The 17977-nt window shown below is 71.1% G+C and carries 18 protein-coding genes and 2 pseudogenes; 6 read left to right on the top strand and 14 right to left on the bottom strand.

Translation table 11 applies throughout. From position 1 onward, the window contains the following. Positions 1 to 50 precede the first annotated feature (50 nt). The gene (locus tag ACIF80_RS05265; protein ID WP_386401606.1) at positions 51 to 473 is read left to right on the top strand and encodes a Fur family transcriptional regulator; all 423 of its coding nucleotides are present in this window, start codon (positions 51 to 53) and stop codon (positions 471 to 473) included. A 67-nt stretch (positions 474 to 540) separates the two neighbouring features. Here ACIF80_RS05265 and ACIF80_RS05260 read toward each other — a convergent pair whose 3' ends face one another. Both ACIF80_RS05260 and recO read right to left on the bottom strand, forming a co-directional pair. After that, the gene (locus ACIF80_RS05260; protein WP_399799604.1) at positions 541 to 1377 is read right to left on the bottom strand and encodes an isoprenyl transferase; all 837 of its coding nucleotides are present in this window, start codon (positions 1375 to 1377) and stop codon (positions 541 to 543) included. A 37-nt stretch (positions 1378 to 1414) separates the two neighbouring features. Beyond that, positions 1415 to 2161 carry a DNA repair protein RecO gene (gene recO, locus ACIF80_RS05255; RefSeq protein ID WP_399799603.1) on the bottom strand — a complete coding sequence of 249 codons (747 nt, stop codon included), beginning with the start codon at positions 2159 to 2161 and terminating at the stop codon, positions 1415 to 1417. A gap of 134 nt (positions 2162 to 2295) precedes the next feature. Between recO and ACIF80_RS05250 the strand changes: the two are divergent. Then, positions 2296 to 3018, top strand: a pseudogene (locus ACIF80_RS05250) (IS200/IS605 family accessory protein TnpB-related protein); the annotation flags it as partial. Between the two features lie 16 nt (positions 3019 to 3034). Here ACIF80_RS05250 and ACIF80_RS05245 read toward each other — a convergent pair. The 3 genes from ACIF80_RS05245 to ACIF80_RS05235 form a co-directional block, all read right to left on the bottom strand. Continuing rightward, positions 3035 to 3508, bottom strand: coding sequence for a LacI family DNA-binding transcriptional regulator (locus ACIF80_RS05245; protein WP_399799600.1), 474 nt, complete (start codon positions 3506 to 3508; stop codon positions 3035 to 3037). A gap of 278 nt (positions 3509 to 3786) precedes the next feature. Beyond that, a complete protein-coding gene (locus tag ACIF80_RS05240) occupies positions 3787 to 4002 on the bottom strand; it encodes a hypothetical protein (RefSeq protein WP_055592228.1) in 216 nt (71 codons plus the stop codon). After that, on the bottom strand, positions 3999 to 4217 hold the full coding sequence (locus tag ACIF80_RS05235) for a hypothetical protein (RefSeq protein ID WP_399801176.1): 219 nt from the start codon (positions 4215 to 4217) through the stop codon (positions 3999 to 4001). The genes ACIF80_RS05240 and ACIF80_RS05235 overlap by 4 nt, the downstream gene beginning before the upstream one ends. Before the next feature lie 126 nt (positions 4218 to 4343). On the opposite strand from ACIF80_RS05235, the pseudogene ACIF80_RS05230 reads away from it, so the two are divergent. From ACIF80_RS05230 to ACIF80_RS05220, 3 genes and pseudogenes are all read left to right on the top strand, one after another. Further along, positions 4344 to 5178, top strand: a pseudogene (locus ACIF80_RS05230) (helix-turn-helix domain-containing protein). Further along, a complete protein-coding gene (locus ACIF80_RS05225; protein ID WP_399799597.1) occupies positions 5160 to 5372 on the top strand; it encodes a DUF397 domain-containing protein in 213 nt (70 codons plus the stop codon). Before ACIF80_RS05230 ends, ACIF80_RS05225 begins: the two are co-directional and overlap by 19 nt. Positions 5373 to 5925: 553 nt before the next feature. Further along, positions 5926 to 6210, top strand: a complete 285-nt coding sequence (locus ACIF80_RS05220; RefSeq protein WP_326752658.1) for a hypothetical protein — start codon at positions 5926 to 5928, stop codon at positions 6208 to 6210. Positions 6211 to 6264: 54 nt separating this feature from the next. On the opposite strand, the gene ACIF80_RS05215 is transcribed toward ACIF80_RS05220, so the two are convergent. From ACIF80_RS05215 to ACIF80_RS05180, 8 genes are all read right to left on the bottom strand, one after another. After that, on the bottom strand, positions 6265 to 6906 hold the full coding sequence (locus tag ACIF80_RS05215; protein WP_399799595.1) for a response regulator: 642 nt from the start codon (positions 6904 to 6906) through the stop codon (positions 6265 to 6267). Positions 6907 to 6991: 85 nt separating this feature from the next. Beyond that, entirely contained in the window at positions 6992 to 9121 is a 2130-nt protein-coding gene (locus tag ACIF80_RS05210) for an MMPL family transporter (RefSeq protein WP_399799592.1), read from the bottom strand. Between the two features lie 228 nt (positions 9122 to 9349). Then, a complete protein-coding gene (locus tag ACIF80_RS05205; protein ID WP_399799590.1) occupies positions 9350 to 10630 on the bottom strand; it encodes a hypothetical protein in 1281 nt (426 codons plus the stop codon). An 86-nt stretch (positions 10631 to 10716) separates the two neighbouring features. Further along, positions 10717 to 11751, bottom strand: a complete 1035-nt coding sequence (locus tag ACIF80_RS05200; RefSeq protein ID WP_399799587.1) for an SCO2521 family protein — start codon at positions 11749 to 11751, stop codon at positions 10717 to 10719. A gap of 1 nt (position 11752) precedes the next feature. After that, complete coding sequence (locus ACIF80_RS05195) at positions 11753 to 12718, bottom strand: SCO2522 family protein (protein ID WP_399799584.1); 966 nt, start codon at positions 12716 to 12718, stop codon at positions 11753 to 11755. Continuing rightward, positions 12715 to 13632, bottom strand: a complete 918-nt coding sequence (locus tag ACIF80_RS05190; protein WP_399799581.1) for an SCO2523 family variant P-loop protein — start codon at positions 13630 to 13632, stop codon at positions 12715 to 12717. Before ACIF80_RS05190 ends, ACIF80_RS05195 begins: the two co-directional genes overlap by 4 nt. Before the next feature lie 3 nt (positions 13633 to 13635). After that, a complete protein-coding gene (locus ACIF80_RS05185) occupies positions 13636 to 15477 on the bottom strand; it encodes an SCO2524 family protein (protein WP_399799580.1) in 1842 nt (613 codons plus the stop codon). Positions 15478 to 15532: 55 nt separating this feature from the next. Next, complete coding sequence (locus ACIF80_RS05180) at positions 15533 to 16285, bottom strand: SCO2525 family SAM-dependent methyltransferase (protein WP_399799577.1); 753 nt, start codon at positions 16283 to 16285, stop codon at positions 15533 to 15535. Positions 16286 to 16675: 390 nt separating this feature from the next. Here ACIF80_RS05180 and ACIF80_RS05175 point away from each other — a divergent pair, with 390 nt between their 5' ends. Then, on the top strand, positions 16676 to 17224 hold the full coding sequence (locus tag ACIF80_RS05175; RefSeq protein ID WP_399799575.1) for a GNAT family N-acetyltransferase: 549 nt from the start codon (positions 16676 to 16678) through the stop codon (positions 17222 to 17224). A 29-nt stretch (positions 17225 to 17253) separates the two neighbouring features. Here the strand turns inward: ACIF80_RS05175 and ACIF80_RS05170 are convergent, their stop codons facing one another. Further along, positions 17254 to 17955, bottom strand: a complete 702-nt coding sequence (locus tag ACIF80_RS05170) for a TerB family tellurite resistance protein (RefSeq protein WP_399801174.1) — start codon at positions 17953 to 17955, stop codon at positions 17254 to 17256. Positions 17956 to 17977: the final 22 nt, after the last annotated feature.

The raw sequence follows: 17977 nt of genomic DNA, 5'->3' as shown, positions 1-17977 counted from the left end.
GCCTGGCACAATGGCCGCGGCAGAGCAGAGGCAGACTGAGGAGGAAACCGGTGACCACCGCTGGACCGCCTGTGAAGGGCCGCGCCACCAGGCAGCGGGCCGCTGTGGCGGCTGCGCTCCAGGACGTCGACGAGTTCCGCAGCGCGCAGGAACTGCACGACGTGCTCAAGCACAAGGGCGACTCGGTCGGGCTCACCACGGTCTACCGCACCTTGCAGTCCCTCGCCGACGCCGGCGAGGTGGACGTGCTGCGCACTGCCGACGGCGAGTCCGTCTACCGCCGCTGCTCCACCGGTGACCATCACCACCACCTGGTCTGCCGCAGCTGCGGCAAGGCGGTCGAGGTCGAGGGCCCGGCCGTGGAGACCTGGGCGGAGGCCATCGCCGCCGAGCACGGCTACGTCAACGTGGCCCACACCGTGGAGATCTTCGGGACCTGCGCGGAGTGCGCGGCGGCGGCGAGCGGCACCTGAGACCCCGGGCACGGCGAGGGGCGCGGAGATGATCTCCGCGCCCCTCGCCGTGTCCACGCCTACTCCCTCACTGTTCCTGCCTGCCCTCCATGGCGAGCAGTTCCTCGTTCGGGATCGCGCCGCCGAAGCGGCGGTCGCGGGAGGCGAACTCGAGGCACGCTCGCCACAGGTCCCGGCGGTCGAAGTCCGGCCACAGGACGTCCTGGAAGACCATCTCCGCGTAGGCGCTCTGCCACAGCAGGTAGTTGGACGTGCGCTGCTCACCGCTCGGCCGCAGGAACAGGTCCACGTCCGGCATGTCCGGGTAGTACATGTAGTTCTGCAGCGTCTTCTCGTTGACCTTCGCCGGGTCGAGACGCCCCGCCTTCACGTCCTCGGCCAGTGCCTGCGCCGCGTCGGCGATCTCGGCGCGGCCACCGTAGTTCATGCAGAAGTACAGGGTGAGCCGGTCGTTGTCCTTGGTCTGCTCCTGCGCGACCTGGAGTTCCTTGGCGACCGACTTCCACAGCTTGGGCATCCGCCCCACCCAGCGCACCCGCACCCCCAGCTCGTCGAGCTCGTCACGGGACTTGCGGATGAAGTCGCGGTTGAAGTTCATCAGGAAGCGCACCTCGTCCGGCGAGCGCTTCCAGTTCTCGGTGGAGAAGGCGTACAGCGAGATGGCGCCGACGCCCATCTCGATACCGCCCTGGAGCACGTCCAGCACGCGCTCGGCGCCGACCTTGTGGCCCTCGGTGCGCGGCAGGCCCCGCTCCTTGGCCCAGCGGCCGTTGCCGTCCATCACGATCGCCACGTGCCTGGGGACCAGCTCACCGGGAAACTTCGGAGGCCGCGCGCCGGAGGGGTGCGGTACCGGCGTCTTGTACTCCCGGCGCTGACGCCCCAGGAACCCGCGTACGGCCATGTTCTTCTCGTCTCCCTCAAGGTGTTCCGGATGTTCGCTACTTCTCGACGTACCGCAGGGAGCGCAGTCCGCGCTCCAGGTGCCAGTGGAGGTACGCGGACACCAGTCCGCTCCCCTCCCGGACGTACCGCGCCTCGGACGCGTCCGCCGTCTCCCAGTCTCCCGCGAGCAGCGCGCCGAGCAGTTCCAGGGCCTGCGGCGAGGGCACGACGCTGCCGGGCACCCGGCAGTCGGCGCAGACGGAACCGCCGGACGCGACCGAGAAGAACCGGTTCGGTCCGGGCATCCCGCACTTCGCGCAGTCGCCGAAGGTCGGGGCGTAGCCGTTGACGGCGAGGGAGCGCAGCAGGAACGCGTCGAGGACGAGATGCGGTGCGTGCTCGCCGCGGGCGAGGGTCCGCAGGGCGCCGACGAGCAGCAGGTACTGCTGGACGGCCGGCTCGCCCTCGTGGTCGGTGAACCGCTCGGCGGTCTCCAGCATGGCCGTTCCGGCGGTGTAGCGGGCGTAGTCGGTGACGATCCCGCCGCCGTACGGCGCGATGGTCTCGCTCTGCGTGCACAGCGGGAGGCCGCGCCCGATCAGCTCGCTCCCCTTGGAGAAGAACTGCACGTCCACATGGGAGAACGGTTCGAGGCGCGCGCCGAACTTGGACTTCGTCCGGCGCACGCCCCTCGCCACGGCGCGTACGCGACCGTGACCGCGCGTGAGCAGGGTGATGATCCGGTCCGCTTCACCCAGCTTCTGGGTGCGCAGCACTACGCCGTCGTCGCGGAACAGACTCATGCGTCCATTCTCGCGTACGCGCCGGGCCCCCGCGGCACCGCGTCGGGGCAGGCCGGGTCAGTCGAGGCCCAGGCCCAGTCCGAAGCCGTAGGAGTACCTGTCGCCCGCCGCGTTCCGGTACGCGTAGTCGTACACTGACCGACGGGTTGATCGGTGTCGACACCAACGCCGACCACCTGGCCGCCTGGCGCCTCGATGTCCACGGCAACCCGACCGGCAGCCCGCGTCGCTTCTCCTACGACCTGTCCGGCACCGCCGAGCACCGGGACGCCCAGGTCCGCCACGCCCTGACCCAGCTGCTGCACTGGGCTAGGGCATGCGGCGTGAAGGCAATCGCGGTCGAAGACCTCGACTTCGCGGCGGAGAAGACCCGGGAGAAGCACGGCCGCCACAAGCGGTTTCGGCGGCTGATCTCCGGCCTGCCCACCGGACGGCTCCGCGCCCGCCTGGTCTCGATGGCCGACCGGACGGGGATCACCATCGTTGCCGTGGACCCCGCCTACACCTCGAAGTGGGGCGCCCAGCACTGGCAGAAACCGCTGACCAGTAGCACTCGCAGGACCACCCGGCACGATGCGGCGAGCATCGCGATCGGGCGACGCGCCCAGGGCTATCCCCTCCGGCGTCGGACGACACCGCCCCGTGCACACCGGAGTGATGGGCACGGGCATCGGACCGTCCAGGCCGGACCGGATACCCCCGGGCGTGAGGGACCCCGCCGCCGCCTTCCCGGACCACGGACCCGATCCGTGCCGCCGGACGCGGAGCGAACGCGGGCGACCAGGACACCCACCACCGTTCGGGATGTCCGCGGTGAGCGGGAATGGGTCCAGGACCCACTCCTGCTCACTGACTAGGAACGGTTGGACGTCATCACGACCGGGATGCCGAGCCGTGAGGCCTCTGCAAGCTCCTGGAACTCGTTGTTGCGCTGCTCGAGATCCTTCGGCTCGAGATCGTCGCACACGATGAAGTAGCGCAGGTGGTCCTCTCGAGCACGGTGCGGCTCGTGGTGTCGTCGACCTGCTGGGCCAGCGCGCGGACCAGGTCCCCTTCCGCCGCGGCGTTCTCGTCGGTGTCGGCGATGAACACCGCGTAGTCCCTCTCGCGGCCCCGCGCCTGGACCGCCTTGATCACGCTGGGGAAGATCGGGTTGAGCAGGTCGGGCACGACCAGTCCCACGTTGCCCGTACGGCCCGTGATCAGGCCGCGTGCGGCCCGGTTGGGGGCGTAGCCCAGGCGGGCGGCCACGGCGCGCACACGCTCCCGCGTCGCCGGCGTGACCAGCTCCGACATGCCCAGCGCACGGGACACGGTGGCCGGCGAGACCCCTGCGGCCTTCGCCACGTCCCGGATCGTTGTTGGCACTTGACCCTCCGATCTGCGTGGGAGGAGTCTGAAATCCTTTGTGGATCCGGGTCAACACATGTGCCGTAGAAATTTCATACAACCGTACAGCGCTGCGAGTTTCCCCAGGTCAACGCGTTCTCACTGAACCGGTCCGGCCAACTCCGAAGCAATGAAAAGCTTTTCATCATGTTTCATTTGCTTCATCGCCCGGCGCAAACCCGTGGGGCCGACGCACCCCGGACCCCACGGGCGGACAGGTGCCGGCAGGCCCTACGTCAAGGCAGCTCCCCCCGGCTGCGCGCGTTGGCGTACGCGGTCGCCGCGCGCAGCCGCTCGGCGGGCGTCGCCCGGCGCACCTCGACCGGCTCGGCGTCCCACTCCCGGCCGCCGCCGTACGGTCTCAGCTGGATGTAGGGCCCCTCATGCCCCATCACGATGCCGATCCTCTCGGTCCGGGTGTCCACGACGTACACGCCGACCGGCGGCTTCATCGAGCTGCCACGGCCATCACGGCCGCGAGCCGCCGTGCGGTCTCCACGGAACATCGCCCCAGGTCGACGAGCGGACAGGGCGCCTCCCGCGCAAGACTCACCGGGTCCAACCCCAGTGACGGCAGAGTAATTCCGGTCTTCGCGAGTAACGCCCGCAATTCTTTCACCACGTCCTCCGCTTCTTCGACGCAGAGCGCCGAGTGCCGTTCCTTCACCCTGGTCCCCTTCTCTTCGGCTTTCACGCTTCCCGTCCTTAAGGTGCCCTCCGGAACCTACACTCGGAAGAGTTTTGCACCCTACAAGTAATGGGCTGCACAAAGGGGTTGGGAAAGGGGTCAGCAATGGCCAACGGTTCACGCCAAGCGGCATGGGAGTTCTTCGGCGCGGAACTGAGGCGACGCCGGGAGGAGTCGGGGTTCACGCAGGTGGAGCTGGGGGCGCGGGTGTTCGTTTCGGGGGGGCTACATCGGCCAATTCGAACAGGCTATTCGGAAACCGCAATTGGACGTGGCCCAGCGGATCGACGACACCCTGCAAACCGGCGGTATTTTCGAGCGGCTGTGCAGGAAGCTGATCGACGACCGCCGGTATGCGGATTATTTTGCCAAGGCGGCGGAGCTGGAGACACTGGCGACGAAGATCTGCGAGTTCGCGCCGGCGCTGATTCCCGGACTGTTGCAGACACCGGCCTATGCGCGGGCGGTCACGCTAGCCATGAACCCCTTTGCGCCGGAGGAGTCGGTCGACGAGAAGGTATCGGGACGCATCGAACGAGGGCGCATCCTCAAAGACGCCTCTCGGCCGGTGTACTGGGCGATCCTGCACGAGAACGTGCTGCGCATCCCGGTGGGTGGGGCGGCAGTCATGGCGGAGCAACTGAAGCAGGTCGCGGGGCTCGCGCGAGAGCGGTCGGTGCTGGTGCAGGTGCTGCCGTATACGGCTGGCGCCTATCCCGTGATGACAGGGGATCTTCGACTCATGGAGTTCGACGACGCACCCGCCACCGCCTATACAGAAGCCGTGTATTCGGGGAACCTGCTGGACGATCCAGCCGTGGTGCAGCGAGCACAGTCGGCATACGATCTGCTCAGGGCGGACGCGCTGTCACCAGAGCTGTCCCTGGCCCTGATCCAATCGGCGGCGGAGGGCTTCAGACGATGCGCGAGTACGACCTGAGCGAAGCACGCTGGCGCAAGAGCACCTACAGCGACGGGAACGGCGGCAACTGCGTCGAAGTCGCCGACGGCTTCCCCGGCATCGTCCCCGTCCGGGACAGCAAAGTGACCGCCGGCCCCGTCCTGGTCATCGGCGCGACGGCCTGGACGGAATTCATGGGCGCCGTCACTGAGGGGCGTCCGGCCCGAAGGTAATCCCCCATAGGAACACGCCCGTTGCCCGGACGGGGGGGGCGCCGGTCACCTTGGTGACGTGCTCGACGGCCTCCTTCTCCGCGGGTGCGCCGGACCCGGCGACACAGCTCCGGAATTCCTCGGCCCGGGTCTTCGTGCCCTGTGCCTGCTCGCCTTCGGCGGCCTTCTCCGACGCCTCGCCGACCGACACCCGCCCCCTCCGGGCTGCGGCCGCTGCGGGTACCGCTCGTTCACGGCGTTCCCTCGAGGTCGTTCGTGCGATGCGGATGTACAACCCGTGAGGAAGCTGAGCAGTTGTACGGCTACGGAGTGATTCACGCCTTAGTGGGTATACAGGGGGAAGCGCGCGAATATGTCGTAGTCGTCCGTGCCGTGGGGCGCTTCCGACCCCGCCCAACTCCTCCCAACTCCCGCTTTTCCGCTGAGCGGTTGGTCCGACCGGAGGATGACCTGGCTATGACGCCGTTGGCGTGACGTTTCGGCGGGGCGGTTCCCGTGGCAGGCTCCAAGGCGGTCTCCTGTGAGGTAGAACCGCGATTCTTTGGAGACCGACGTGACCGCCACCTCGTACGAGTACGGCCCCCACCACACCTACGTCGACCCGTACGCCTTCGACGGGAGCGCCTACGGCGACTTCCCGATCGCACCGCCGCGCCCACCGGAGCGGCTGGACATCGCCATCGATCCGCAGGACCGGCGCCGGCTGGAACTCCACGCGGCCCTGACCGCCGCCGGGATCCCGCCGCTCCCCGAGGACCGCGAGGCCATCGACAGGCTCAGCGCCCTGCCCGGCAACATCAACGACACGATCCAGCGCTGGCTGCAGCACGCCCTCTGACGCGAGGCAAGGCGAAACGAGGCGTACGGGAGGGCGTGGCATCCGTTCCCTCCATCACTGCGTGCCCGGTGCGACCAGCCCCGACTCGTAGGCCACGATGACCAGTTGACCCCGGTCGCGGGCCGCGAGCTTGCCCATGATCCGGCTGACGTGGGTCTTGGCCGTGAGCGGACTCAGCCCCAACGCCTCGGCGACCTCGGTGTTGTTGAGCCCGCGCGCGACCAGCGCGAGCACCTCCCGCTCGCGGTCCGACAGGCACTCGGGACCGGCCGTCACCGGCATCCGAGGACTGCGCAGGAACCGTGCGATCAGCCGTGCCGTGGGCCCCGGTGACAGCAGCGCCTCACCGGCGGCAACGGTGCGGATCGCGTCGAGGAGTTCGGCGGGCCGCGTGTCCTTGACCAGGAAGCCGGAGGCGCCGGCGCGGAGCGCGTCCACGATGTTCTCGTCGGTGTCGTAGGTGGTCAGGACGAGCACCTTCACCCCGGCGAGGTCCTCGTCGGCGGCGATCAGCCGGGTGGCCTCGATGCCGTCGAGGTCGGGCATCCGGATGTCCATGACGACGAGGTCGGCGCGCCGGGTGCGGGCCAGCTCGGCCGCTTCCGCCAGGATCCGCTCGCCGAGGTGCGGCCGCTCGGCCGCCGCGGTCCTCGCCGGGGACGGCGGTGCGGGGGCCGTGGTCGTGGGTGCCTGCACGGGTTCATCCTCCGGGAGGAGGGTGCCCCTCCGTGAGGGAGGGGCACCCTTTCGTCTGTGCGCCGGTGCGGTGCCGGCCGCCTGCCTACCGTGCGGGCTCCGGCTCCCGTTCCCCCTTCTCCTCCCGTACCGGCTTCGGGGCGGGCCGGGACAGCCGGCCGGGCCACCACATCCGGCGGCGCAGCAGCACACTCGCCGTGGTCACCAGATAGGTGCGGACGAGGAACGTGTCGAGCAGGACGCCGACCGCGATGACGAAGCCGAGTTCGACCATGCCGACCAGCGGCAGGGTGGTCAGTACGGCGAAGGTCGCGGCGAGGACGATGCCCGCGGAGGCGATCACCCCGCCGGTGGTGCGCAGCGCGGTGAGGGCGGCGGCCTCGGGTTCGACGCCCGCCAGGGACTCCTCGCGCATCCGGTGCATCAGGAAGATGCCGTAGTCGACGCCGAGGGCGACGAGGAAGACGAAGGAGAGCAGTCCGAGGCCGGGGTCGGTGCCCGCGAAGCCGAACAGCGGCTCGAAGACCAGTCCCCCGATGCCGAGGGCCGCGCCCCACACGGCGACCACGGCGCCGAGCAGCAGCAGCGGCGCGACCAGGCTGCGCAGCAGCACCATCAGGATGACGAACACCGCGGCGAGCACCAGCGGCACGATCACCGAGCGGTCCCTCGACTCGGCGGCGGCGAGGTCGAGTTGCTGGGCGCTGGGGCCGCCGACGTAGCTGCCCCGGCCGTCGAGCCGGTCGCGCAGGGCCTCGATGGTGCGGGTCTCGCCCGGGGACTCGGGCGCGGCGGTGGGGAACACGGAGATCTCGGTCCAGCCTCCCCCACTCTCGGCTTCGCTCGAGCGGGGGGACCCCCATCCGTTGCGTCCGGCGGCCGCGTCCGCGACCCCGCCGGTGGCGCGGGCCGTCTCCAATACGGTGCCGGCCCGGCCGGCGGGTGCCATGACGGTGACGGGGCGGCTGCTGCGCTCGGGATACTTCTCGGCCAGGGTCCGCATCGCGGTGATGGACTCCGGCCGGTCGGTGAAGGCGTCCTCCTGCTTGAGGTCGCCGGTGAGGTTGAGCGTGCCGAGCGCGAGGGTGCCGAGGAGGACGGCCCCGCCCGCGAGGACGGCGGTGGGCCGGCGGGCGGCCGAGGTGCCCATGGCGGCGAACAGCGACCGGCGGGCCCTGGGCTCGCTGCCGAAGGCGGGGATCAGCGGCCAGAACACCCGCCGACCGAGCAGGACCAGGACGGCGGGCAGCAGGGTGGTCATGGCGACCAGCGCGGCCAGTACCCCGATCATGCCGACCGGTCCCATGCCGCTGCTGCTGTTGAGGTCGGCGGCGACCAGGCAGAGCAGCCCGGCCGCGACGGTGCCGGAGGAGGCGAGGATCGCCGGCCCGCAGCCGCGCAGGGCGACGCGCATGGCGTCGTAGGGGCGTTCGTGGCGCCGCAGTTCCTCCCGGTAGCGGGAGACGAGGAGCAGCGCGTAGTCGGTGCCGGCGCCGAGGACGAGCACGGTCATGATGCCGCCGCTCTGCCCGGTGACCGTGACGTCGAACAACTTGTGCAGCCCGTACCCGGCGGCCATCGCCAGCCCTGCCGCCGCCCCCGCGACGGTCAGCGGGACCAGCCACAGGAACGGGCTGCGGTAGATCAGCACGAGCAGGACGGTGACGACGCCGAGGGTGGCGTACAGCAGGGTGCCGTCGACCGTCTCGTACACCTTGAGCAGGTCGGTCTGGAGGGCGCCGGTCCCGCCGACCTCGACCCTCAGGCCGCCGGTGCCGCTCACGGTCTCCCGCACCCCGTCGACGAACGCGTCCCGGGCCTCCTCGTCCTGGCCGGGACCGGTGCTGGACACCGGGAACATGAGGGTGCTGCCGTCCTCGGACGGGACACCCCGCGGCTCGTTCGCCAACTCGTAGGTGCTCTCCACCTCGGCGACCTGCTCGGCGGCAATCCGCCGGTCGGCCCCGGTCAGCCCGCCGTCCCGGTGATAGACGAGCACCAGGTCGGTGGCCTCGCCCCCGGGCAACTCCTCCTGGATCCGGGCGACCTGGGTGGAGTCGGCGCTGTCGGGCAGATAGTCGACGGCCCGGTTCTGCTGCACCTCGCCGAACTTCCCGGCCAGCGGCCCGGCCAGCACCAGCACGGCCAGCCACAGCCCGACCACCACCCAGGGCACCGCCCGCCCCCGCCCCGCACGTGTCCTTACGGCCCCCATGTCCCCGTCTCCCTCCGCTCGGCCGGCTCTGCCCGGTTCGCTCTCCAGACTCCCGGCGCGCAAGGGCCGATACGTCGGGCGTGAGGGCGAGCCGGCCGGTACTGCGGAGGGTGGCGCGGGAGGCGGGCTACTCCCCGGGGAGCAACGGGGACGGCGGCCGGGCGGAGGCGGGACGGCGGAGACAAGCCGGGACAGGGCCGCGGAGAGGACGCCGTGCGGGGCGGCGGATCAGGTGCGGTCGACCATCCAGGTGCCGTCCTCCTCGTCGTCGACCCGCACCTCCAGTTCGCGGATGCTCATCCCCGCCTCCCAGAGTTTCCAGAAGCGCTTCATCTGGTCCTGGACATGGTCCGGACGTGCGATGAGCCGGGTCCTGACGTTGACGTCGCGCAGGTCCTGCTCGATCTCGAAGGAGACTTCCTCGTCGTAGACGATGAAGTCGTTGGCGGTGCCGCGCTGGATGTGCGGCGGCAGTTCGGGCAGGACCGCCACCCGCACCTCGATGCGCAGCGCCTCCTGCTCGTCGCACAGCCGCAGCAGCCGGTCGTCGAGTTCGCGGGCGCTCTCCAGCAGGAACAGCCGCCGTACGGGCACCCCGTGCTCCTCGATCGCCTGCTTCTGCGCGTCGAGGTAGCGGCCGGCGGGCTCGCTGTTCCAGAACTCCCGGTCGACGGACGTGCTGATGGCGCAGATCGACTGCTCCGCGACGTGGGTGAGGCTGAGCATCCAGTCGTGGTTCTCCCCGTGGCTCTCCACGGTCAGCCGGGTGAGCGCCGACATGTGCTCGATCACCCGCTGCATCTCCAGCCGGATGAAGGAGTAGAGGAGCGGGGATCCGGGCGCCAGGACGTCGGCGAAGCGCTGGGCCAGTTCGGGTACGCCGTCCATGCGGACCCGGTCCAGCGGCGGGTAGGGCTCCGGGGCCCGGTCCAGCTGGGCGAAGCGGTTCTCGACCAGCTGCTTCATGTCCTCGGCGTGCCGGCTCAGGTCGGTCCGCATCTCCTCGGTGTGCCGGGTGAGACCGGTCTTCAGGGCGTCGTCGTACCGCTGGAGACCGTCCCGCACGGTGTTCTCCACCTCGGTGGCGGTCCCGGTCAGGACGCGTTCCGCCCGCCTCTCCCGTTCCCGCCCGTCCCTGTCCTGCCTCTCCCGCGCCTCGCGGTCCGGGCCCAGGACGTACTGGACGGCCACGACGGCGCCGGCGCAGAGCGCGGCGGCGGCGAGCTGCCGTCCCGTACCGGCGTCCGGGGCTAGCAGTGCGGCGACGCCCCAGGCCAGGAGGCCGAGGATCAGGGCGGCCGGCAGCGGGCGCTGCCAGGCGAACGCGGCCGGGCCCGGCCGCCTGCCCGGCGTGCCGGACGCGTCGGGCGTGTCGCGTGCGGCGCGTGCGTCTGCCGAAGGGGGTAACTCCGTGCTGCCCGGGTCGTCCGGCGGTCCCGCCTGCGCGGGGATCGCCGTGCCGGGTGCGGGCTGGGTGCCCTCGGACTCAGGTGATGGTGCCGTGCTCATCTCGCTCTTCCCCCCGTTGGGATACGCGTCGGTTCGGGGTGCGGAAATGTGCTTGGGGCCGGGTCCGGCGGTTGCCCGGTGTCCGGTCAGGGACCCATGTCCGCCTCCCTGTGGGGGGACGGGATCGCGTGCAGGGTGAGCTGGTCGCGGATGCGCTGCACGAGGGTCTGCCACTGCCGGGTGAAGCCGGGCCGTTCCTCCAGCGCGTCCCAGAGCGGCGCCAGGTCCTGCGCCACCCGGGCCCGCGGCATCCACAGGTGCAGCAGATGGTCGACGGCGGGCCTCAGCGCCCTGACCACGGCGGGAAGCTCCTCGCCCGCCCCCGGACGCTGCCTCGGACGCTGCCGGGCCGGTGCTGCTCCGGCCGCCCCGGTGCCGGCCCCCAGCCGGATGCCGTCGAGGATGCGGACCACGGTGGTGAGCAGCCAGTCGTGCAGGGCGAGGTCGTCGCAGAGCCCGGCGAGCCCCTCGCCGGTGGTGCCCTCGGGCACCCGCAGCCGTACCGTGCGCAGTTCGTCCTCGGCGAGGGTGAACCGCTCGATCGACGGGCCGGCGCCCGGCTCCGCCGGCAGGGCCACCCAGCGGAGCCGGGTGGGGCGGGACCGGAGGGGCGGCCGGTGGTCGAGCAGGGGGTGGCGCAGCAGCCTGGTGTGCAGTCCGTCCGCGATCAGGCCGACGTCGAGCTCGCCGTGCCGCCCGCCGTTCAGCACGCCCTCGGCCACCGCCTCGTGGGGCAGCTTCCCGAACGGCTCGACCACGCCGGGCCGTACCAGGTAGTGGCCCCACGGCCGCCGGTGGTCGGGACCGGCGGCGGGCACCTTGAAGTAGGCGGAGGTCTGGAGCAGGCGTCCCTCGGTGAGCGCGGCCCGTGCGGCGACCGTGCCGACGACGCGGACCCGGGCGCCGTTGGCGCTGGGCAGGGGGCAGTCGACGCCGGTGAGGGTGTCGGGCGAGCGCCCGTAGAGGTTGGGGCGCTCGGAGAGCAGGACGCGTTCGTCGGCGCGCAGTCCGAGGAGCTGGGCGGCTGCCCGGCTGTCTAGGGCCTGCAGGGCCGGCAGCAGTGAGGTGCGGACCTCGCCGCAGGCGAGCACGACACGCGGTGCGGTCTTCGCCGGCCCCATGTCACGGCCCCGCGTAGAAGACGTAGGAGACGCGGTCGGCGACCGAGTCGGGGACGGGAACCTTCTCCCCGGCGGACCGGCGGGCCACTTGGCCCAGCGCTTCGGGGTCCACCTCGGTCTGGTCGAGGATGACGCGGACGGCGTGCTCGACGGGCAGGAACCGGTTGGGTACCACCGAGCAGGTGCGGTACGCGGCGAACGGGTCCGCCCGGGGGTTGAGCCGGAGCAGCGGGGGCAGTTCGTCCCAGTCCTCGGGGAAGCCGTCGGCGGTGTGCGGCTGGGGTTCGAGGACGGCCTCGCCCTCGGTGCGCAGCAGGCCGAGGCGGGAGAGCTGCCAGACCGCGGCGAGGAAGGGGCAGGACCAGGTGCGCTGCCCGTCGGGTGCGTCGCTCCAGAGTTCCACGTCCAGGAAGACGGAGTGGCGGCGGGACGCGGTCTCCTTGGGCGGCTGCCAGGCGGCGGCCTCCCTCATCGCCTGCGGGGCGCGCGCGACGGGGCTGCGCTCGCCGTTGGCCAGCCAGCCGGTCTGCGCGGCCGGCGGGCGCAGGCCGTAACTGCCGGGCGGGGGTTCCTCGACGATCCGTCCGGCCACCGCCTCCGCGACCGGCACCTTGCCGGCGACCGCGCAGCCGGACTCGCGTGCCAGGTAGTCGACGGCCAGCCCGGCCCGGTCCGCCTCCGCCAGCAGCAGCGGGACGAGTTCGGCGGGGCTGGAGAAGCGGGTGAAGTAGTCGTCGATCAGGAAGCAGGTGCTGATCCGGGGGCGTCTGCCGCCCGTCTGGGCGGCCGCCGCGGCCCGCGCCGCGTCCGCCCAGGGCCGTACCTGCGCGAAGTGCCGCCGCAGGTGTTCCGGACCGGCCTCGAAGTCCTCCATGTAGAGGTGGCCCAGCTCCAGGGAGAGGTGGGACAGCGGCACCGCCTGGGTGCGCGGTTCGGCGGTGGTCTCGCGGAACACTGCGTCCGTCATGGCCGCCCCCAGCAGGAGTCGTCGGTCAGGCGTCGTGCGATCTCCTCCAGCGCCTCGAGCGTCTCCTTGTTGGCGATCTGGGTGGAGAGCACGTCCTCTTCGGTGATCAGCTGCTCGCGCCACTGCAGGACGGGTTCCAGCGGTACGGCGCCGAGCACCACGCTGTCGCCGATGCGGTGCTCGGCGGCGAGCCGGCGCAGGGCGTCGTCGCAGGACTGCATCCAGGCCGCCTGGGCGGGCGAACCCTGGGCCCACAGCGGCGAGTCGGGGTCGGGCACGGCGGCCCGTACGAACCGGACGGCGCCGCGCAGGGTCTCCTCGTCGTGCCCGCGGTCGACGCCGCCCCGGATGATGCCGTGTTCCTTGTGGACCAGTCCGGCTGCGGCGATCACGTGCTGCCGGGTCCAGCGGTGGAAGACGAGCCAGCGGAAGGGGACGTAGCGCATCCGGGGGTGGGCGGTCGCCGCCAGGACCATGTCCACGGCGTAGCTGCGCCCGGCGCTGAGGTCCACGATGGTGAGGTCGAACTCGCCGTTCAGTCTGAGCAGGAGGTCGACGCAGCGGTCGAGGGTCTCCTCGCCGGTGACGAACTCGCCGCCGCCGGCGTCGCCGGGGAGCAGGGCCAGCCGGCCGGACTGGTTCGGCCGGGTGTGCAGCAGGGGGTGTTCGGTCTGCCGCCAGATGTCGATCCTGGCCGGTTCCGGGACCTCGCCCTCCAGGTAGGAGTGCAGGCCCCGCTCCGCGATGCCGCGCATCGCGCCCGGTACGTCGAAGACGGCGGCGGCCGTGGGCGAGCCGAAGTCGAAGTCCACGTAGGCCACGTGGTCACCGGTGAGGGCGCGCTGGTAGGCCAGGTTGGCGCTGGTGACCGAGCGGCCCGTGCCTCCCTTGTCGGAGGCGGCGAAGACGAGCACGGCTCACATCTCCTCTGCGGCGGCACCGCGGGCCTGGGCCAGGGTGTCGAGTTCCTGGAGCACGGGCAGGGCGAGTGCGAACGCGGTGGCGGGCCGCTCGTCGACCAGGTCGCGGGCGCGGTCCAGGCGGTTCTCGATGCTGCGCATGGCCCGTCCCCGGCTGCCGTCGGCGGTGGCGGAGGCCTCCAGCTGTTCCTTGCCGAACAGGTGGGCGGCCTCGCTGAGCAGTTCGCGGGCCAGCTCGGCCAGTTCGGGGCTGCGGATGGGCTGCTGTTCGTACAGGCTGCGGGCGGCGACCAGGCACTCGGTGATGCGCTCGGTGATGCTCCAGGAGAGGCGCCGGCCGAGGGCCGCGTCCGGGAAGACGGCTGCCGCGTTGTCCCAGAGGCCGGCTCCGTCGCCGTCCTCGATCCGCCGGTCCCACAGGTGCTCGAAGGCCTGCTCGCCCAGGCGGATCAGGCGGTCCTGCGCCTCGATGTTCCGGGAGAGCGCCGCGAGCTGGATGATCCGCTTGAGCAGCTGGGCGGAGAAGTCGGTCATCCGCCACTCCAGCGGCGCGCCGGACCTCTCGGACCCGGCGAGCGGCATGGTGACCCCCGGGTGGTGCAGCCCGACGGTGGGGTCGTTCCTGGTCATCCGGCTGGTGACGCGGCCTCTGTCGGCGAGGCGTTCCATGATGGCGACGGTGCGGGTGAGGTCGTCGTCGGTCGCCTTCCGGCGGATCAGGTCGTGGACGAGGATGGCCGCCACGGTGAGGGAGAAGTACTCCGACTCCAGCCGCAGACCGGTGGTCTGCCAGGGGAGGTCCTCCAGGGGCCAGCGCTCGGTGCCGAAGCGGGCGATGGCCGACCAGTACTGCTGGCTGAGTTCCCAGCGCAGGCGTAACGCCTCGGCGAGCTTCTGCTGGTCGGCGTCGAGCAGCCCCAGGGTGAGGGTGCGCTCGGAGAACAGGTCCTGGATGCCGTCCAGGGCGACGACGGTGAAGTACACGTAGGGCAGCCGGTCGGCGATGCCGTCGGGCTGGCCCTTGACCGGGACGTCCAGGTCGACGACGGTCGGCGCGTCCTTCACCACGCCCCAGGCCCAGCCGCACTCGAAGAGCTGGCTCTCGTCCCGGATGCTCTCGTCGACCTCGATGCCGCGGCTGAGGCTTTCGATGATCGTGGCGCGCAGCGGGCGGAACTTGCGGGAGAACTGCTGGAGCACGGCCCGGTCGGACTGCTTGTTCTGCCCGATGACCTGGATCAGCCGCCGGCCCTGCTCGGACTCGGCGTCGAAGACGTTGACGGTGAAGGAGCGCAGCAGGCTGACCATCGCGGCGGTCAGCCGGGTGTTGGTGGCCTCTCTCAGTTCACCGAGCGACCTGCGCACCTCGGGCCGGGTGGTGTTCTCCTCGTAGACCTTGAGGAATCCCAGGGTGGCCAGGCACAGCGTGACGGACATGGAGTAGGCGTCGACGACGCCCAGCTGGGTCTGTTCGTGGGTGAGTTTCTGCTTCGGGTCGGTCGGCCTGAAGTAGTGCCCGCCGGAGAAGGTGGGGCTGTCGTCCGGCCCGGTGTGGGTGCGCATGAACTGGGACAGGACGGTGATCAGGTTGGGCGGGATCTCGAGCCGGCTGCCGACCCGCTCCAGTGCGCGCAGGACGTCCCGCTCGGTGGTGTCCGGTTGGTCGAGACGGAACGCGGGGACCTCGGTGGCGGGGTACAGCAGACAGAGCAGCCGTTCCGCGTCCGCGACGGAGCTCAGCCCGTCGGTGTCCCCCCAGACGAGCTTTCCGTCGTCGAACGAATGGCGGGCCGCGGCCCGCCAGATGTCCAGCAGATGCTGCCGTGGCTTGATCTGCATCCCCGCACCCCTCGTACAGATCTGGTTGCCCTGTGTTCAGACATGGTCCCCGTTCCTAGGGGACGGCAACCTCCGAATTGCGCCGTCCCAGGGCAAGGATGATTCCCTCGTGTCCCGGCCGCACCATGTGGTGCAGATCGTGGATTTCCAGCTCGGAGGCGAAGGGCTCCAGGCTCTCCCGGACCCGTTTCTCGTTCACCCGGTAGGCCGGATAGCGGTGTTCGCCGACCTGGTAGCCGACCGACTCCTTCATGAACGCGGCGGCGAAGGGGGCTCCTTCGGTCAGCGCGTCCATGAAGCACCGTACGCCCCTCCGGAATTCGTCGGGGCACTCGGACATCGAGTCCGCGACGAAGAACATCGTCCCGATGTCCCAGCGCCGCTGTCCGTCGAGGTCGAGCAGGTTGGCCCGCTCCACGCGGACGATCTCGCTGAACCGGCTCCTCGGTTCGACGGCGGCGTAGGCGGGAGCCTCGCCCAGCTCGTTCCAGAACGCGTCCCAGGCCTCGTCGTAGCCCTTGGGGGACGTCTGCCGCTCCAGGTACTCGACGTTCGGCTGCGCGTACTCGAGGAGGACTATCTTTTCGCACCACGGGAGCATGGACAGGCCCGGATAGAGGTTCGCGCCGGCTCCGACGTCGACACCTCGCATCGGGTCCGGGACGCCTCCGGCGAAGCACTTGCTGAAGTAGTCGCGCATCAACCGCACGATCAGCAGGTCGACCTCGAGCGGGACGCGGTAGTTGAGGTCGACGTAGACCTCGGGATCGAACTGCGCCCATGGCGCGTCGGCGTTGCGATCCATCATCACCCTGTCGTGTTCCCTGTTCCCGTCAGTACCGGACAAAACCCTGCGCTCTGTATGCCTGCCCTCGCGGACGTCGGCAGGTGGAGCAGAGTCTGCCGGTATTCGCACGGTAAACCGGTACAGAACACCTGGAGAGCCGGGAACCGGCCAGCCCTGGACGAAGAGGCGCACGACAGGCGCACGTCAGCACTTCGCCGACAAACCTTAACTCGCCCTTGCTCGCAGTGAGTTGGACGCTCACTGTAGCGAGTTGGAGTCACCGGCCGCCACCGGGTCCCTCATCCTCACGGGTGAGTCTCCGCAGGGCTGCCGGTGTTGACGGCTGCGTGTTCGCATGCCGTCCGCATGTCCACGCATCCGAACGTTCCGCACGTCCCGACTGGGGGTGGCATGACCGCCGAACCGCTGGAGCACGCCCTGGACCGCCGTGGGTACCTCAGGGAACCGGACCCGTTCCCCGACCCCCGGCCCCTGGTCCTGCGGACGGCACAGGAATCCGACCTGCCCGAACTCCGGCGGCTCGACGAGGCGGTCTTCCAGGAGGTCGCGTACCCCGCGTTCCTGTTCCGCCAGCTCTACGACATGTACGCCGAGCACCTCCTGGTCCTCGACGACGGCGAGGGACACCTGCGCGGCTACGTCCTGGCCGCGACCACCGCGCTCAGCCGGGAGAGCTGGATCCTCGGCCTGTGCGTGGCCGAGGACCGCCGCCGCCACGGACTGGGCCGGGAGCTGATGGTGGCGGTCCTGGCACGGCTGCGCGACAGCGGCATCGAACAGGTCCGCCTGACGGTGGAACCCGCCAACCGCGCGGCCGTCCTGCTCTACCGGTCCCTGGGCTTTCGTCCCGAGCAGCCCGACGCGGGGCTGCGCCGGGACTACTTCGGCCCCGGCCAGGACCGCCTGATCATGCACCTCGGCCTCACCGGATTCCACTGAGCCGGGAGCCGGGCCGGCCCCCGGGAGGGTCAGGACGGTGTCCGTGCCGCCGTCAGCAGGCGGGTCACGTCGGTCGCGCAGATGGTGAGGGCGGCGCCGATGGTGGACAGCGTGTCGCGTTCTGCGGGGGTGTAGGGGCCGTCGGCGAGGGCGATGCGGGCCCCCTGGAGGAAGATCGATTCGCGGCCCGCGGCGGCGAGGTGCGGGGCCAGCGGGTCCAGGGCCTCGTGCAGTTCGATGGCGAGGCCCGCCGTGCAGGGCTCGCCGGTGAAGCGGCCGGTGTCGGCGGCCAGCGCCTCGACGAGGGCCGCCAGCTGGTCCTGGGTGCAGTCGTCGAAGCCGGCCGCGCGGACGGCGGTCACGGCGGTCTCCAGGGGGCCGCGCGCGCAGGTGCCGCCCGCGGCCAGCACCGCGAGGGCGACGGTGTGCACGGCGTCGCGGAGCATCGCGGAGAAGCGGGTGGTGGTGGGGTGGTCCAGGACGTCGGTGCCGAAGTGGCGGCGGCAGGCGGCGCATTCGACCACCGGGCCGGTCGCGCCGCGGGGCAGCAGGGGCACGCCCAGCAGCGCGAAACGGCGCTGTCCGGTCAGCCGCTGGTAGTTGCGGTCGCCGCCGCAGCCGGGGCAGAAGAACTCACCGTCGCCGACGGCCGTCCACGCGGTCCGGGTGCCCAGCAGGCGCGAAAGTCTGGCGACGGCGGCACGGCCGTCGGGTCCCCGTCCTGGCAGCACGTCGCACCTCCGCATCGCCCCG

This window comes from Streptomyces sp. NPDC085927, assembly GCF_044540975.1.
Lineage (GTDB): Bacteria > Actinomycetota > Actinomycetes > Streptomycetales > Streptomycetaceae > Streptomyces > Streptomyces hirsutus.
Note: the sequence above shows the minus strand (reverse complement) of the source record. Positions and strands in the feature narration are given on the sequence as shown.